Annotated in this window: 17 protein-coding genes; 8 read left to right on the forward strand and 9 right to left on the reverse strand. The window is 64.5% G+C overall.

Features of this window, described 5'->3' with window-relative positions:
- Window positions 1-6 precede the first annotated feature (6 nt).
- Window positions 7-1056 (forward strand): NAD-dependent epimerase/dehydratase family protein, encoded by a 1050-nt coding sequence (locus tag AC5ZG1_RS30400; protein ID WP_456641421.1) that lies wholly within the window; start codon window positions 7-9, stop codon window positions 1054-1056.
- Between the two features lie 25 nt (window positions 1057-1081).
- On the forward strand, window positions 1082-1708 hold the full coding sequence (locus AC5ZG1_RS30405; RefSeq protein WP_496135005.1) for a methyltransferase family protein: 627 nt from the start codon (window positions 1082-1084) through the stop codon (window positions 1706-1708).
- 133 nt (window positions 1709-1841) lie between these two features.
- Here the strand turns inward: AC5ZG1_RS30405 and AC5ZG1_RS30410 are convergent, their stop codons facing one another.
- Together AC5ZG1_RS30410 and AC5ZG1_RS30415 are read right to left on the reverse strand one after the other, a co-directional pair.
- Entirely contained in the window at window positions 1842-2876 is a 1035-nt protein-coding gene (locus AC5ZG1_RS30410; protein WP_130225976.1) for a LysM domain-containing protein, read from the reverse strand.
- Window positions 2877-3022: 146 nt separating this feature from the next.
- On the reverse strand, window positions 3023-3766 hold the full coding sequence (locus AC5ZG1_RS30415) for a hypothetical protein (protein WP_051396755.1): 744 nt from the start codon (window positions 3764-3766) through the stop codon (window positions 3023-3025).
- A gap of 511 nt (window positions 3767-4277) precedes the next feature.
- On the opposite strand from AC5ZG1_RS30415, the gene AC5ZG1_RS30420 reads away from it, so the two are divergent.
- The 3 genes from AC5ZG1_RS30420 (at window position 4278) to AC5ZG1_RS30430 (ending at window position 7172) form a co-directional block, all read left to right on the forward strand.
- Entirely contained in the window at window positions 4278-5486 is a 1209-nt protein-coding gene (locus tag AC5ZG1_RS30420) for an ABC transporter substrate-binding protein (RefSeq protein ID WP_496135006.1), read from the forward strand.
- A 139-nt stretch (window positions 5487-5625) separates the two neighbouring features.
- Window positions 5626-6420, forward strand: a complete 795-nt coding sequence (locus tag AC5ZG1_RS30425) for an enoyl-CoA hydratase (RefSeq protein WP_496135007.1) — start codon at window positions 5626-5628, stop codon at window positions 6418-6420.
- A gap of 2 nt (window positions 6421-6422) precedes the next feature.
- The gene (locus tag AC5ZG1_RS30430; RefSeq protein ID WP_496135008.1) at window positions 6423-7172 is read left to right on the forward strand and encodes a VOC family protein; all 750 of its coding nucleotides are present in this window, start codon (window positions 6423-6425) and stop codon (window positions 7170-7172) included.
- A gap of 121 nt (window positions 7173-7293) precedes the next feature.
- On the opposite strand, the gene AC5ZG1_RS30435 is transcribed toward AC5ZG1_RS30430, so the two are convergent.
- From AC5ZG1_RS30435 to AC5ZG1_RS30445, 3 genes are read right to left on the reverse strand one after another with little or no spacing between them, the layout of a single operon-like run.
- Entirely contained in the window at window positions 7294-8094 is an 801-nt protein-coding gene (locus AC5ZG1_RS30435) for an enoyl-CoA hydratase/isomerase family protein (protein WP_496135009.1), read from the reverse strand.
- A gap of 18 nt (window positions 8095-8112) precedes the next feature.
- Entirely contained in the window at window positions 8113-9273 is a 1161-nt protein-coding gene (locus tag AC5ZG1_RS30440) for an acyl-CoA dehydrogenase family protein (protein ID WP_496135010.1), read from the reverse strand.
- A gap of 15 nt (window positions 9274-9288) precedes the next feature.
- The gene (locus AC5ZG1_RS30445; RefSeq protein WP_496135011.1) at window positions 9289-10353 is read right to left on the reverse strand and encodes an acyl-CoA dehydrogenase family protein; all 1065 of its coding nucleotides are present in this window, start codon (window positions 10351-10353) and stop codon (window positions 9289-9291) included.
- Between the two features lie 270 nt (window positions 10354-10623).
- Here AC5ZG1_RS30445 and AC5ZG1_RS30450 point away from each other — a divergent pair, with 270 nt between their 5' ends.
- Window positions 10624-11406 carry an SDR family NAD(P)-dependent oxidoreductase gene (locus AC5ZG1_RS30450; RefSeq protein ID WP_464346404.1) on the forward strand — a complete coding sequence of 261 codons (783 nt, stop codon included), beginning with the start codon at window positions 10624-10626 and terminating at the stop codon, window positions 11404-11406.
- 183 nt (window positions 11407-11589) lie between these two features.
- Here the strand turns inward: AC5ZG1_RS30450 and AC5ZG1_RS30455 are convergent, their stop codons facing one another.
- On the reverse strand, window positions 11590-11868 hold the full coding sequence (locus AC5ZG1_RS30455) for a GlsB/YeaQ/YmgE family stress response membrane protein (protein ID WP_028164282.1): 279 nt from the start codon (window positions 11866-11868) through the stop codon (window positions 11590-11592).
- A gap of 51 nt (window positions 11869-11919) precedes the next feature.
- Window positions 11920-12525: a YidB family protein gene (locus tag AC5ZG1_RS30460; RefSeq protein WP_028164283.1), complete on the reverse strand. Its 606-nt coding sequence runs from the start codon at window positions 12523-12525 to the stop codon at window positions 11920-11922.
- A gap of 155 nt (window positions 12526-12680) precedes the next feature.
- On the opposite strand from AC5ZG1_RS30460, the gene AC5ZG1_RS30465 reads away from it, so the two are divergent.
- Together AC5ZG1_RS30465 and AC5ZG1_RS30470 are read left to right on the forward strand one after the other, a co-directional pair.
- Window positions 12681-13676 (forward strand): 2-dehydropantoate 2-reductase, encoded by a 996-nt coding sequence (locus AC5ZG1_RS30465; RefSeq protein ID WP_496135012.1) that lies wholly within the window; start codon window positions 12681-12683, stop codon window positions 13674-13676.
- Between the two features lie 60 nt (window positions 13677-13736).
- Window positions 13737-13955 (forward strand): hypothetical protein, encoded by a 219-nt coding sequence (locus AC5ZG1_RS30470; protein WP_028164285.1) that lies wholly within the window; start codon window positions 13737-13739, stop codon window positions 13953-13955.
- A gap of 103 nt (window positions 13956-14058) precedes the next feature.
- Here the strand turns inward: AC5ZG1_RS30470 and AC5ZG1_RS30475 are convergent, their stop codons facing one another.
- On the reverse strand, window positions 14059-14673 hold the full coding sequence (locus tag AC5ZG1_RS30475; protein WP_496135013.1) for a hypothetical protein: 615 nt from the start codon (window positions 14671-14673) through the stop codon (window positions 14059-14061).
- Window positions 14674-15044: 371 nt separating this feature from the next.
- Window positions 15045-16394: a protoglobin domain-containing protein gene (locus AC5ZG1_RS30480; protein ID WP_496135014.1), complete on the reverse strand. Its 1350-nt coding sequence runs from the start codon at window positions 16392-16394 to the stop codon at window positions 15045-15047.
- Window positions 16395-16582: the final 188 nt, after the last annotated feature.

Consider the following 16582-nt stretch of genomic DNA (forward strand, 5'->3'; position numbering starts at 1 on the left):
CACCGCATGACACGAATCCTAGTTACAGGCGGTAACGGCTTCATTGGCAAGCACCTGGTCTCGGCGCTCGTCGCGCAAGGCAGCGACGTGCGTGTGCTCGATCTGCAGCCGCCGTCGCGGGCGTTGCCGAAGGTCGAGTATGTCAAGGGATCGGTGCTTGACCGCGACCTCGTAGACAGCGCCATCGACGGCGTCGACGAGGTGTATCACCTTGCCGGGTTGCCCGGGATGTGGCTGCCGCGGAAAGCCGATTTCCACGATGTCAACTGTGGCGGCACCGAGGTCGTGATCGGGACCGCGTGCAAGCGCGGCGTGAAGCGGCTCCTGCACTGCTCCACCGAATCAATCCTGTTCCGCGCCTTGCGATCGGACGATCGCCTCGCCGACGACGCGCTATTGCCCGACGACATGCCGGGGCCCTATACGCGCTCGAAAATGCTCGCCGAACGCTATGCGATGCAGCAGGCGGCAGCGGGATATCCTGTCGTCATCGGCTGTCCCACGATGCCGATCGGGACCCACGACCACAATTTCACGCCGCCGACGGAAATGCTCCGGCTGTTCCTGAGCCAGCGCGTGCAGCTCTATCTGGATTTCGTCGTGAACCTGGTCGACGTGCGCGATGTCGCGGCAGGGCTGATCCTCGCCATGCAACGCGGGCAGTTCGGACATCGCTACATTCTCGGCGGCGAAGGCATCGCGCTGAAGCAGGTGCTGCGGATCATGGCGCATGTCAGGGGCCGGCGCACGCCGCGCCTTGCGATCAATGGCCGCCTTGCCGAGATCACCGCGGGCATCCTGGAGTTCGTTGCCGATCGCGTAACCCACCGGCCGCCGTCGGGCACGGCCGAAGGGGTGCGGATCGCGCGGCGGGCAGAGGCGCTGTCGATCGAAAAGGCGCAGCGCGAGCTCGGCTACGCGCCCGGGCCGGTCGAGCCCGTGCTTCGCGAAACCATTGCGCATCTGCTTGGCTCCGGTCACAATCAGGCGGAATGGGAACCGGCGTCGAGCCCGGGCGCCCAGTCGTTCAATACCACGCGCCGGTTTGGCGTCTGATCCAATCGCCTGATACGGTTGCAATATGTCGCAAGACCCTAGTCAATGGTTCGCGTTTGTCTGGAGCGGGTGGACCGCCACCTGGCCCACCCAGTTGCTCGCCATCATCTGGATTCTATGGGTCATGAGCTGGGTGGCGGCATCGGTCTGGTCCGGCCAGACCAAGAAGCACGTCATGACCTCGGACTCGCTGAGGTACCGCATCCCGATCCTCGTGGGCGCGATTCTGTTCCTGCCATGGACCGGACAGGTGCTGGGGGAAAAGCCGTTGTGGCAGTTCGGCAGCTTCGGCATCTACGTAATGGCGGTCCTGACGCTGGCCGGAATCTCCTTCACCTGGTGGGCGCGAATCCATCTCGGACGGTTCTGGTCGAACGCGATCACGCACAAGGAAGGCCACCACGTCATTGACACCGGGCCGTATGGCCTCGTGCGCCACCCGATCTACACCGGCCTGATCGCGGGAATGCTGGTCACCGGTGTGGCGGTCGGGACGGTGACGGCGATCCTCGGCGCCGTGCTGATCTCGCTTGGCATGGCGCAGAAGGCCCGGATGGAGGAGGTGTTCCTCAGCGCCGAACTCGGCGCGGAGGAATATGGAGCGTATCGCCGTCGCGTTCCGATGCTGATCCCGTTCATGCCGGCCGGTTAGCCGCAGCACGGTTTTTACTTAAATCAGAATGGCGCCGTAGCCCGGGTGAAGCGCCAGCGGCCGCTGGTAAAGGCTGACGCAGATGTCCCGGGTTGCGCGTTCCGCTCCAACCCGGGCTACGTGCAGACATCTATCACCGTGGTCGCGGAGACGACTTCTCGCCCGAAGCCTGGCCCCGCGAAGGGCGGGGAGTGGGACTTGCCGGTCGCTTTGCCGGCTCCGCGGCCGTCGCCGTCGTTGCGGGCTGCTGCGAGACTGGCATCAGGTGGCGCGGGATGACGACGCGCTGGCCAGCGGTCAGTGGGGCATTATCGGAGAGTTGATTGGCCTGGATGAGCGACCAAAGCGGGACGTGGTTCACTGTGGCCAGACCCTGCAAGGTGTCGCCTGCGCGGGCGTATTGCGGAATGCCGCTGTCCCACAGCTCGAGCGGCGCATCTTGCGGAACGACGTAGCGCAGCGGTGCAGTCTCGCCTTTGATCTGCATCGGTGTCGTCCCGAGTTGCACGACCGCGTTCACCAACTGGTCGTGGATGGTGTCCATCTTGTCGATGTTGATGTGGGTGACTTCCTTGTGGTCCTTCAGGTCGAAGCTCGCATAGTGGCCTTGATAGCCCGACTCGGCGACGACATCGCCGCCCCCCAACACGCTGTCGGACATGAAGATATTGATGAAGCGCTCGACATTGAGCGGCACTTTCCCCGTTGCGTGCGCCGGATCGATGGCGACGATCAGGCTGACCGGGATGTTCTCCTCCTGAAGGACTTCGGCGAATATCACGGAGCAAAGTCCGCCCATCGAGTGCCCAATCAGGACGATCGGAAGAGGATCCTTTTTGTATTCGCGGATCGCCTTGGCGGCGATGAGCCGGCAGATGGTAAACTCGTTAACGTCGGCCTCGACGCCGACCTCCTGGAGGCGGCTGGTCAGCTGATCCATGCCGCGCGAAAAAATCGGGCCCATGGCGCCGCGAAACAGATAGGCGCGCACCCGTGGCGTCGGAGCGGGTTGTTCGGCGGCAGGGGGCGGTAATGCGGCCACCGTGGCAGCGGTATTGGCCTGCTTTGCGGCCGGAGCCGCGAGCGCGAAATGGCAACCGGCCGGCCAGATGCAGGCGACAAGCATTGCCCGAAACACAATGGCCATTAGCGGTTTCGGATTGATCATGCGCCTTCCGCCTGTGGTTTCGGCGCGCAGATACGCCGGCGCCCGATTGCCGGCTGGCCACTTGCCCGCGTTTGAGATGAACTATCGCGCAGGAATTGGCAAGAATTGCGGCGCAACGTGCGCGCCGCAATTCGACAGGCCCGGGATCAGTTACGGACCGCAGCCGCGCTGGCGGCCGCCCGTGGTGGTACGGCGGCGCTTGCCTCACTCGGCTGCCGCCGCTTCGTCGGCGATGCCGGGCTTGGCCGGCCGAAGACGACAGCGTCGATCTCGCTGATCACCTTCTGCTGCATGATCTGGCTCTTTTCGATCGTCAGGTGCCCGACGCCCGGCACGCTCTGGACATTGACGTTGTCAAGCGTACCCTGGAATCCCCTGGCTCTTTCGACCGGAGTGCCGGCGCCGTTGGCGACGTAGAAATTGATGTATCGTCCGACCCGTCCCGAAAGGCTGGTGTGGAACACCGAGTCGAGCCCGATGGCAAGCTTCACAGGAACGCCGAGCTGGTCCAGCCTCGCGACCATATCCGGCAGGGAGGTCGCGCCCGAGGAGTGACCGACCAGGATGACGGTTTTGATCTTGCCGCTGCGGTATTCGGCTGCGGCCTCGTTGGCGAGCGATGACCAGAACACGTAATTGCTGATCGTCACGCGCATGCCCTGCGCCTCTAGTTTCGCGGCAATCTCGTCCAGTCCCAGCGAGAAGATGTTCAGGACCCCGCGGAGCAGAAAGACGTGGGCGGTGGAGGCGCGAGCGGCGGCCGATTCCGGCGCAGCCTGTGCGGGGCTTGCGACGACCGGAAGCAGCAGCAACAGCGCGGTCGCGACGGCGCGCAGCCGCGGAAACAAGTGCCGGCCGACCAGTCCGGTGTGGCCGCGATATGCGTTCATGGCTCCTCCTCGAAGGGCTACCGAATATTGGCGACGACCGTACCCCCAGCCCCCTCGCAACCGCAACAAAAGCGGTACGCGCGGCGTGGCTTTACTGAGGCGGCGTGTCTCGCGAGCAACACGGAGTCAGGGATTCGTTAATCTCTGTCGTGAGCTAGGGGCGTGGGAACTAGGCGAGAAAATGGCGGCCACCGGGAGGCAATCGAAATCAGCAGCGAGGCACGCGCTTTTGATTGCCGCATGTCCGGACGCGCCTGCGCCTGTGGGCTCAATTGCAAGTCGCTGCTCGGGGCGAGACCCGTGATCAAAGCGCTGTTTCGTTCGACCGCAAACTTCGATCGACGCCGAGATATTGTATCGGGCTGACGCCCCCGAAGACCATTCCGCTTAACGGAAAACCACTGGCGGATTCATGCATTGCCGCGGCTTGCTGCCACCAATCTCATGCGGCATGATCGCGCCGCAAAATGGTAGACCGCAGTCAATGTGGCTGACGAACCGGGAGGACTTCATGAAACGGATTCTGTCGGGCGCATTCGCCTGCATGCTGGCGGTCTCGGCCACCGCGGCGTTGGCGCAGGGCAAACCGCCGCCGCTCAAGATCGGCGGCATCCTCGACATGTCGAGCCTCTATGCCGACATCACAGGCCCCGGCAGCGAAACCGCCGCCAAGATGGCGGTGGAGGATTTCGGCGGTGAGGTCTTGGGCCGCAAGGTCGAGGTCGTGGTCGGCGATCATCTCAACAAGGCCGACCTCGCCGCGAACATCGCGCGCGATATGCTCGACAACCAGGGCGTCGAGATGATCTTCGACGTCGCGGCTTCCGCCACCGCGCTCGCCGCGGGCGAGATCGCCAAGGCGCGGGGCAAGATCATCATCTTCAACGGCCCCGGCTCGATCCGCCTCTCCAACGAGGCCTGCGGCCCCTATACCGTGCACTATGTGTTCGACACCTTCGCGCAGGCCAATGTGACGGGTCTCGCGGCGGTCAAATCCGGCCTCGACACCTGGTTCTTCCTGACCGCCGACTACGCCTTCGGGCAGGATCTCGAGAAGGACACCACCAATGTTGTGGTCAAGACTGGCGGCAAGGTGCTGGGCAGTGTCCGCCATCCGCTGAATACGTCGGACTTCTCGTCGTTCCTGCTGCAGGCGCAGGCCTCGAAGGCGAAGGTGATCGGGCTTGCCAATGCCGGCGGCGACACCATCAACGCGATCAAGCAGGCGGCCGAATTCGGTCTGACCAAGAGCGGCCAGAAACTCTCCCCGTTGCTCGCCTTCGTCACCGACATCGACAGTGTCGGCCTCGACACCGCGCAGGGGCTGTTGCTCGCCGAAGCCTTCTACTGGGACCTGAACGACGATACCCGCGCATTCACCAAGCGCTTCATGGAGCGCACCAAGCGCGTGCCGACCTCGGCGCAAGCCGGCGTCTATTCGTCCGTCACGCATTACCTGAAGGCGGTGAAGGCCGCGGGCACCACGGATGCCGCGGCTGTGATGAAGGTGATGAAGGAGACCCCGATCAACGACATGTTCGCCAAGAACGGCAGGATCCGCGAGGACGGCCGCATGGTGCACGACATGTATCTGTTCGAGGTGAAGAAGCCGTCCGAGTCCAAGGGACGCTGGGACGACTACAAGCTGCTCGCGACCGTTTCCGGCAACGAGGCGTTCCAGCCGCTGGAAAATTCGCGCTGCCCGCTGGTGAAGAAGTGACGCGAAGCGTGGCCGTCATTGCGAGGAGCGATAGCGACGAAGCAATCCATGGCTCCGCAAGCGGCGAGATGGATTGCTTCGCTCCGCTCGCAATGACGGTGGATGGATCTAACTAACAACAACCAAGAAAGCCAAACCCATGACTGAAAACAGCATCGTCCTGCAAAGCCTCGACAACGGCCTGCTCACCATCACCATGAACCGTCCGGAGCGGCGCAATGCGCTGAACCCGGACATGACGCGCGGCCTGGTGGAGGCGGCGCGGCGGGCAGCCGAGGATCACGAGGTGCGCGCGGTGCTGATCAAGGGCGCCGGCGGCACCTTCTGCGTCGGCGGCGACGTGAAGTCGATGGCGGAAGGGCGGGCGCCGCTGCCGTTCGAGGCCAAACTTACCAACTTACGTCGCGGCATGGAGGTCTCGCGGATCCTGCACCAGATGGCAAAGCCGGTGGTGGCGCAGCTCGACGGCGCTGCAGCCGGCGCCGGGCTCTCGATCGCGCTGTCCTGCGACCTGCGGGTGGCGAGCGAGTCCTGCAAGATCACGACCGCCTTCGCCAAGGTCGGCTTCTCCGGCGACTATGGCGGGACCTATTTCCTGACCCAACTCCTCGGCAGCGCGAAGGCGCGCGAGCTGTATCTGACCTCGCCGGTCCTCACCGCACAGGAGGCGCATGCGCTTGGCGTCGTGACCAAGGTGGTGCCGGATGCGCAGATTGACGCCGCCGCGCGCGAGCTTGCGATATCGCTGGCACAGGGACCGTCGATCGCGCTCGGCTTCATCAAGCGCAACATCAACAATGCCGAGCATCTGTCGCTCGAGGATTGCTTCGACGGCGAAGCCATCCATCACACCCGCTGCGGCGAGACAGCCGACCACAAGGAAGCGGCCAAGGCGTTCGTCGAGAAGCGCAAGCCCGTCTTCAAGGGCGAGTAGGGATGGCTGGCTACCTCAGGCTGCGCCAGATTTGTCTGGTGGCGCCAGAACTCGAGCCCGTGATTTCAGCTATCGCCGATATCATGGGCCTGAGCGTCTGCTATCGCGACGGCAATGTCGCCAAATATGGCCTGGAGAACGCGCTGCTGCCGGTTGACACCATCCTGCTCGAAGTGGTGGCACCGTTTAAGCCGGGCACGGCGGCAGGCCGCTTCATTGAGAAGACCAGCGGCCGCGGCGGCTATATGGCGATTTTCTGCTGCGACGATCCCGACGCGCGCGGCGCGCATGCCAACGCCATCGGCGTGCGCACCGCGAACGTGATCACGCACGGGCCCTATCACGGCGTGCAACTCCACCCGCGCGACTGCCGCGCCGCCTTCATCGAGTTCAACCACACCGATGGCAGCGACGATGTCCTGGGGCCTTATCCGCCGGCCGGGCCGGAGTGGCAGAAGCACATCCGAAAGGATGTGACGCAGGCGCTGACCGAAGTCGAGATGCAGAGCCCGGAGCCGCAAGTGCTCGCGGCGCATTGGGGGCGGATCCTTGAGGTGCCGGTCAGCGGGACCGAGCTACGATTGCCGAATTGTACCTTCCGCTTCGTCAACGGCGAAAGCGAGATCATGAGCGCGCTGACGTTCAAGGTGGCGGACGCGGCGAGGGTGCGCGATGCTGCAAGGAAAAAGGGACTTGCGGTGACCGGCGACGAGTTCTCGTTGGGTGGCGTCACGTTCCGGCTCGCCGCCTGAGCCACGCGCTTCACCGTCATGCCCGGGCTTGTCCCGGGCATCCACGTTCTTCGGCTCCGCGCGAGGGGATGCGCGTGGATGGCCGGGACAAGCCCGGCCATGACGGCGAGTAGCCGCCGTACTATCGCCCCTTGAAATTCGCAACGCGGCGCTCGGCGCTGGCTTTCACGCCTTCCTTGAAATCTTCCGTGGCGCGCAGCCTGGTCTGCTCGATCAGCTCATGGTTGGTGGCGGCGAGCACGCGGTCGGCGAAGTCGCTGCGCATGGTGGCGCGGGTGGAGATGAGGCCGAGCGGGGAGCACTCGGCGATCTCCTGCGCGAGCTTCAGCGCCTCGGCGCGCACCTGATCTTGCGGCACCAGCACGTTGGCGAGTCCCCAGCGATAGGCCTCCTCGCCGGTGACGCGGCGGCTGGTGTAGAACATCAATTCCGCGTTGTTCTTGCCGATCAGTTCGGGCAGCGTGAATGTCAATCCGAAGCCGGGATGGAAGCCGAGCTTGGTGAAGTTTGCCGAGAAGCGCGCCTCGGGGCAGGTGACTCGGAAATCCGCGGAGACGGCAAGGCCAAGTCCGCCGCCGATGGCGGCGCCATGGACAGCGGCGACGATCGGCTTCTTGTTGCGGAAGATGCGCACCGCCTGCACATAGAGATGGTTGATCGGCAGATTGGCGGCCGGATCGGAGGCTGCGCGCTCTTCCTGCTCCTGCCGCGCCGGATCGTTGAAATTGGCGCCGGCGCAGAACGCCTTGCCTTGCGCAGCCAGCACGCTTGCGCGGATCTCGAGGTCGCGGTCGAATTCCTCCAGCGCGTCCGCGATCTGGTTGATCAGCGCGACGTCGAAGAAGTTCAGCGGCGGTCTGCGGATTTCGATCAGGCCGACGTGGCCCTGCTTCTCGACGCCGATATCGGTATATTTGCTCATGAGCGTTCCCTACAAAAATTAGCGTAACCCAAGCCCGCGGGCGATGATGCCGCGGAGCACTTCCGTGGTGCCGCCCTGGATCGTCAGTTTCGGCGCCGTCCGAAGCGCGAATTCGAGCTGCTTCTCCAGCGTCTCGCGGTTGGAGGCGGTCTCCTCGACGAAGGCGGCGAGGTCGCGCACGCGATGCGGCAATTGCTGCTCCCATACCGTGCCGATGTCCTTGACGATGGAGGCCTCCACGACCGGCTCCTTGCCGGCCTGCAGCATGCCGGCGACCGAGACCGACATGCGGCGCATGGTGTGAAGCTGCGCCACCAGACGGCCGATGCCTTCGGCGCTGCGCGTATCAGGCTTGTCGCCGACGGCGCGCACCAGCTCGGTCAGCACGTAATAGGTCTCAAGGAAGCGCTCGGGGCCACTGCGCTCATAGGCGAGCTCTGACGTCGCCTGCTTCCAGGCGCCATCGATCTCACCCAGCACGTGATCGTCGGGCACGAAATAGTCGGTGAAGACGACTTCGTTGAACTCGAATTGCCCCGTGATCTGGCCAATCGGATTCACCTTAATGCCCGGCTGTTTCATCTTGACCAGGAACTGGGTCAGGCCATGGCGACGGTTTTCTTTCGTCGGCGGCGAAGTCCGGAAGATCGCGATCATGTAGTCGGCGATATGCGCCGAGGAGGTCCAGATCTTGCTGCCGTTGATGAGGTAGCCGCCGTCGGTCTTGGTCGCGCGCGTCTTCGCCGCGAACAAATCCGAGCCGGAATTCGGCTCGCTCATGCCGATCGCAAAACAGAGTTCGCCGCCGCAGATGCGCGGCAGGATGTCCATCTTGATATGCTCGGGCGCGTACTTCAAAAGGACCGGCCCGCTCTGGCGGTCGGCGACGAAGAAGCGTCGCGTCGGCGCGTTGGCGACCCGCATCTCCTCGGTGACCACATAACGTTCAAGGAACGAGCGCTCCTGGCCGCCATATTTCTTCGGCCAAGTCATGCCGAGCCAGCCCTTGGCGCCGACCCGGCGCGAGAATTCCGGCGCGTCGGTATCTTCGCGGTTGGGCTTGTTCGGATCAAAGGTGCCGGCGGCGATCTCCTCGGCAAGGAAGGCGCGCACCTCTTTGCGTAATTGCTCGCATTCGGGCGGCAGACGGATCGGATCGAAACGTAGGGCTGCAGTCATGGCTCTTTCCGTAAATCAGCGCGAGGCCACCAGCGGCCACAATTCGTCGGCGCCTCTGGCGGCGACACGCTTGCCGAGCTCAACCGCCCAATGGCTTTCCGAGCCGAAATCGTCGCGCCAGGCCAGCGCACGCAGCGAATAGCGATGCAGGATATGCTCCATGGTGAAGCCGATCGCGCCGTGCACCTGGTGTGCGATGGCGCCGCCTTTCTCGGCCGCCTCCGCGCAGCGGATCTTGGCGGACGCTGCTTCGAGGTACACTGCGTCGTCGAAAGAGGTCGCATTCGCAACGGCGTCGGCGGCAGAGGTCGCGGCCGCAAGCGCGGCGGCGGATTCGCCGGCGAGGCGTGCGAGATTGTGCTGCACCGCTTGGAATTTCGAGATCTTCTTCTCGAAGGCGACACGTTCGTTGGAGTAGCGCACGGAAATGTCGAGCATCGATTCCAGCGCGCCCGCGATCTGGAGGCTGCGGACCACGCCGCCCATCAGCATCAGCGTGGTCTGGTCAAAGCCCTTCGGCGCCGGCTTGATCGTGATTGGCTCGACCTTGTCCAGCGTCACAGTGTCCGAATTGTCGTAGCCGACATTGATGCCGGCCTCGATCCGGCCTTTCGCGGCATCGACCAATGCGATCGAGATGCCGCCGTTGCCATGCGCCAGCACTGCGAAATGCTTTGCCGCTTTGGCAAAGGGCACGCCGCGGGCGCGGCCGGACAGGCTGCCATCGGCATTGAGCGTGATGCGGTCCTTCGGGCTCGCGGGAACCACCGTCATCTCGCCGTCGGGGGAAGCGGTCTTCGCTTGCGCGAGCAGCCAGCCCGCAAGCATGGTCTCGGCGAGCGGCACCGCGATTGCAAACCGGCCCGCGGCGTTGAGCACGCCAAAGCCTTCGGCCAGACTCGCGCCGGAACCGCCGAGATCGTCCGGCACCCAGGCGAGCGGCAGGCCGGCCTCGCTCAGCGCCTGCCACAGCGGCGCTTTCCAGCTTCCCGTCGTGTCACTGTTGATGGTCTGGGCGTCGGCGAGATCGGCAAAGATTTTCTGTGCGGTCTCGACGACAATATTCTCACTCTCCGCCACGGCGTTCCTCAAGCTATGGAATTTGGCACGTCTCGGACGCGCCAAACGGTCGCGCCAAGTGCATTTCGTTCTTGCGCTTTATGATGGGGAAAAGCCATAGCCCTGACAAGCGCTGTCCGCAGGGCCGCCTGCGGCCGCGGCATGCGAGCCATCGCGCGGAAGCAGAAATTCCACGCAACGGAGTTCTGGCTTGTCGCCTTGGCCGCGCGATATGGTATGCCAGCGCGGGAACGTTTTGAGCGCAAAAGCTAAAGAGGGAGTGGAGTGCTAATGTCGAAGGATGGTTTGTATGCGATCGTAACGGGCTCTGCGTCCGGCCTCGGGGCCGCGACCGCGCAGATCCTGGCAAAGAGCGGTGGACGCGTCGTCGTCAACTATTCCAACAGCAAGAACGAAGCCGAAGAGACCGCCGATCTTTGCCGCAGCGCCGGCGCCGAGGTCGTGGTGGTGCAGGGCGACGTGTCGCGCGACGAGGATTGTCGGAAGATCGCCGCAGCGGCGGCATCCTGGGGCAGGCTGGATGCACTGATCAACAATGCCGGCACCACCAAGCATGTCGCGCACGACAATCTCGACGGGCTCTCGGCGGAAGATTTCCAACGCATCTACGCGGTGAACACCATCGGGCCGTTCCAGATGGTGCGCGCGACCCGACCGCTGCTTGAAGCCGGCGCGAACGCGTCGGGGCGCGCCTCGGCGGTTGTGAATGTCTCGTCGGTTGCGGGTATTTCCGGCGTCGGCTCCTCGATCGCCTATGCCGCCAGCAAGGGCGCGCTCAACACCATGACGCTGTCGCTCTCGCGTGCGCTCGCGCCGCTCATTCGCGTCAACACGGTATGCCCCGGCTATATCGACACGCCCTGGTTCACCAAGGGCCGCGGCGAAGCCGGCGCCAAGCAGGTGCGCGACGCTGTCGTGGCGAGGGTGCCGCTGAAGGTGGCCTCAACGGCGGAAGATATCGCGCAGCTCGTCTGCTTCCTGGCGACGCCGGCCTCGAGCAACATGACCGGCGAATGCGTGCGCATGGATGCGGGAATGCATCTGATTTCGTAGGCGCATCCTCTATGTCATGCCCGGGCTTGCCCGTCTTCGCTATCGCTTCGCCGGACCGACGCTGGAGTGCCCGGCAAAGCCTTGGCGTAGCCGGGTCCCGGCCATCCACGATCTTGGCCGCGGATACGAAGAACGTGGATGCCCGGGACAAGCCCGGGCATGACGGAGCGAGAGCAAAGCGCGCTACCGCCTGCCGGGATCGGGAATGACGCCGCTCGCCACCAGCCGGTTCCAGATGAACAGCACGACCACCGCCCCGATGGTGGCGGTGATGAAGCCGGCACCTTGATCGGGGCTGTAATGGCCGATGGCCTGTCCGACCCAGGTCGCGAGAAACGCGCCGGCGATCCCGAGCACCGTCGTCAGGATGAATCCGCTCGGGTTGTTCGGTCCGGGTGAGAGGAAGCGCGCGATCAGGCCTGCGATGAAGCCGACGATAATGATCCAAAGAATGCCGCTCATGGCGGTCGTCCTTTCCTGAAACGAGAAATCAGCCTTTGTCCGCGGCCGCAATCAAACCCGCCGCGACATTTCCTCGTCGCTCGGCAGTCGCCCGTCCGGCGTCAGGTGATTGACCGCGTCAGGCAAAAACTGGCTCAAGCCACTGAGCAGGTCGTCGCGCGATAGGCCGCTTTGCGCGGAGATCTGGTCGATCTGGTCGGCACCCAGCGCGTTGGCGAGATCGCCCGGCGCGACCTGCTTGTTTGGGCCGTTGCTGACCCAGGAATTGGCCTGGTCGCCGAGGCCGTTATCCTGCAGTTGTTTCAGGAGATCGCCGAGCCCGCCGCTCAGGACGGTGCCGGCAGCACCACCGGCGAGCAGTCCGCCAAGGCCGCCCTTGAGCAGATCGCTCAATCCGCCGCCCGCCGCACCGCCGGGCACGTTTGCTGCGACGACGTTGCCGGGCGGAGGAGCGGGTGTCTGAGTTGGCGTCGGCGCCGGCGCCTGCCGTGGGGCCTCGCCGGGCTGATTGGTGAAATGCCTGACCGCCTTCCAGGCCAGCAGTGCCAGGATGGCCATGGTCATTGGCGACATGCCGCCCTTGTCGGATTCGGCGCTCGGCGTGCTGGGCCCGCGCGGGCCATTCTGCATGCCGTTGAGTACGTCGAGTAAACCCATCGTCTTCTCCCGCGTATCTGCCCCGCGCCGAAAACATAACGGCCGCCCATGACGGTTACAAGGCACGGCCGCAGGCTGCGGCTCCGGTTCGGTAGGCACAAAATACCAACTCTGCTATCGATTATGGTCGTGGGGTTGAACGGCGGATGAATGCTTTGGATCGACCGATCGGGATCGCCGGCGCCGGCAGCATCGGCTGTTTTGTCGGCGGCATGCTGGCTGCTGCCGGCCGCAAGGTGGCGCTGTTGGCGCGGCCGCGCGTGGTGGATGAAATCAGGGGTAACGGGCTGCGCCTGACCGGCTTCGACGGGTCAGAGCAAAGGCTTGCTGCAAACGAGATCACGCTGTCCGACGATCCCTCCATTTTTGCCGACGTCGGCACGGTGCTGGTCACGGTCAAGAGCGCGGATACCGCTGATATGGCTGACCTCATTGCGAGGCACGCGCCTGACGATGCAGTCATCGTCAGCCTGCAGAACGGCGTCGGCAATGTCGGCCTGTTGCGCCAGCGCCTACCCGGTCGAAAGGTGCTGGGCGGGATGGTGCCGTTCAACGTGGTCGGTCTCGGCGAGGGCAGGTTTCACCGCTCGACATCGGGCGCAATCGTCGTCGAACGGGACGCGGCGGGCACGGCGCAGCAATTGTCGGTGCCGGGCCTTGCGATGCGCGCGACGGACAATATCGACGGCGTGCAGTGGGGCAAGCTGATCGTCAATCTCAACAACGCGCTGAATGCGCTGTCCGACATCCCGCTGCGCCGGCAGCTCGCACAGCGCAACTGGCGAAAGCTGTTCGCCGACCAGATGGCGGAGGGGCTCGCGGCGATCAAGGCGGAAGGCATTAGACCGGTGTCGCCGACGCCGATTCCGGCCGGGCTAATACCGCCGCTGTTGCGGCTGCCGGATGCGATCTTCGAGGCGCTGCTCGGGCGTACCATGAAGATCGATCCGCAGGCGCGCTCCTCAATGTGGGAAGATCTCAAGCGCGGCCGACGCACCGAGATCGATTATCTACAGGGCGTCATCACAGATATCGCCGACCGGCGCGGCCTGAAGGCGCCGCTGTCACGGCGTATCGTCGAACTGGTCAAGCAGGCCGAGGCGGCGGGCAACGGCTCGCCCGGGTTGACGGTCGGGCAAATCCGAGGCTGATGCCTTGAAAAGGCGCCGGCCCCGCACGAATTCCAATGGGGACATGATGGAGGAGGATCGATGAGACGGATCGCCACCGCAGTGTGGTCGGTTGTGACCCTGACTCTAGGTTCAGTCGCGGCCTCCCATGCCGCGCCGCCGACGGTCGTCCCCTCACCGGGCTATGACGCACGATTGCAGGAGAGCCGCGCGGCATCGCGGGCGCCGGCCTTGGATCCGATTGCGCCTGCGCCCAAGCGGGTCGTGCCGCACCGCGCCAAGCGCACGCATCTGCGCTAAGGCACCTCGTAGCCCGGGTGGAGCGAAGCGCAACCCGGGATCTTTGCCTTAGGGGGCGGCCCCGGGTTACGCTGCGCTTCACCCGGCTGCAATTCCGAAAGGGTCAGCTCCGCTGCTTCGCCTTGGCGGGCGGCGCCGGCGGCTGCGGGGCGAAAATCTTCTTGAACTCGTTCCAGCTCGCGGAGACCCGCGGCCAGTCGCAGGAAAACGAGTCCTTGGCGCATTTGGCGGCTCTGATGCGCTCGGCCCGTTTGACCGGGCTTGCCACCGGCACCGGCACCCGCACCGTCTCGGTCCGCAATGTCACCTTCTGGACGTCCGGCTGCGGGGGCGGTTGCATTGGCGGCAATTGCACTTGCGCTTCCTGCTGCTGCTTCAAGGCGAGCGCCGCGGTCATGCTCTCGCGGCGCTGCTTTTCCAGATAGCGGGCATATTCCTGGTCGATCTTCTTCTGCTCCTCCGGCGTCGGGTTGGGGCCGGAGATGTCGAATGAGCGGTCCTGCAGGAAGTCATAATAAGTGTAGCCGCCGCCGGGCTTGCGGCGGCCGGCGAATTTCGCGTTGCAGTCGCCAAGCTGCGAGGTCTTGTCTTCCTTGGTCTTCGCCTTCTCGGCGACGTCGGCGCATTCCTCGAAATCCCTCGGCGTGCCGCGCCACCATTGCGCGTCGACGCGCGCGGGCGCAAGCGCGGCTGCACCGGCGGCGGCAACACTGAGCATTAGCAAACGCGAGGCGATCACAGAGGCATTCCCAGCCAGATTCGGACGGGCGAGAGAGTTGGGCGGATTGTCGTCATTTTGATGGCGCTTGTCACGGTGGAACCGTGCGTCCACAGGTGTGGGCGAGGTCTCATAGCGCATCTGGTCACGTCTGGCTTCGACTAAAATTTTGTAGGAATTTCAAGGCGAAAGACAGCATGCAAGCTGGTGGCGTTCGTCGCAGGCGAGGCTGCCGCCTCGATTTACATAGCGGGCTTGGCTCCGGATGGAACCCACGCGACCGCGACGAGGAAGCCGCTTACCTCGCCCGGCCGCCACCGCCTTTGCCCGGCCAGGATGCGGAATCACAGCGGCGTCAGCTCGGAACGTTCTCAGGCGGCCTTCACGGTCGCGAGGAATTTTGACACTTCGTTGCGCAGCAGCTCCGATTGCCGCGACAATTCGCCCGCCGCATCAAGCACGTTCGATGCGCTGCCGCCGCTCTCCTTGGCGGCATGCATGACATCCTCGATGTTCTCAGACACATCCCTGGTACCGACCGCCGCCTGCTGGATGTTGCGCGAGATCTCGCTGGTGGCGGCGTCCTGCTGCTCGACGGCGGAGGCGATTGCGCTCGACACTTCGCCCATCGAGCGGATCACGCCGACGATATCACCGATGGCGCTGGTCGACTCCGTGGTCGATTGCTGCATGTCGCCGATCTGCGCGGCGATGTCGGCGGTCGCCTTGGTGGTCTGCTCGGCAAGCGACTTGACCTCCTGCGCGACCACGGCAAAGCCGCGCCCGGCGTCGCCGGCACGCGCCGCCTCGATGGTGGCGTTGAGCGCGAGCAGGTTGGTCTGGCCGGCAATGTCGGTGATGAGACCGACGATGGTGCCGATCTGCTGCGCGGCGGCCGAGAGTTTCTGCATCTTGTCGCCGGCGGCATTGATTGCCGCGGTCGCCTCCGTCGCGATCCGGGCCGAATCGGTGACGCGTTCGCCGATCTCGCGGATCGAACCGGTGAGTTGCTCGACCGCGGCGGCGACTGCGTTGACATTCGTGGTCGCCTCGCGCGAAGCGACCGTAACCAGGCCGGACTTAGCCGAGGTGCGATCGGTCGCGCCTCGCAGCGATTGCGCCGACGCCTGCAACTCGGTGGATGCGGAGGCGACGATGTCGACGACACCGCCGATCGCGCTCTCGAAATCCGTCGCCAGCCGGTCCAGCGTCTGGCGCCGGTCGCGGCGTTCGGCCTCGGTGTAGACGGCGAGCGCAATATCCATGTCGAGCAGTGCCGCGTTGACGATCGCGCGCTGCATCGCGGCCTGCCTCGCCGCCGAGCCGCGACTCAGCATGCGCGTCGGCATGCGGATCGCGACCTCGCTCACGAGATCCGACAACAGCGCATTGTAGCCGCCGATGTACCAACCCGGCTCGAGCCCGAGCTTGTTGTGAATCTCGCCGATCCGCGTCACGGATGCTTCGTAGTCGGCGTCAAAGCGCCCCTCCAGGATGATGGACCAGTGCTTCATCTGCATCTGCTTGGCATGCATCATGTGCTCGCGGCTGCGGAAGAAGCGCGCGGTCTCTGCGAAGCGACTGACGTGATCGTAGAAGCGGTCAAGGATCCCGGGCAGCGCATCGATGACGAGGCTGCGCGCCTCGCGCAACAGCGCAGTGGTCTTCCGGTCGATGCGATGGAAGGCGAGACGGGTGGCAAGGCTGCCGGCGCTGTTCACAGAGTGCTCCGGATGGGGAAGGAGTGAGGTGGGACGGCCGAAAGCGGCCGCTCTGGATTTTCACGTGATTCGCGGCCGATGACCTTGATCTGGCTCAACCAAGGCTTGTCAGCCGGTTAACTTGTTGTTCACATCTGGCGTGCGCGTATTCGCGGAAGCAGCCCTTCGCCCAGGCGCCGACAGCGCGC

This window comes from Bradyrhizobium sp. Leo78 (assembly GCF_059512425.1).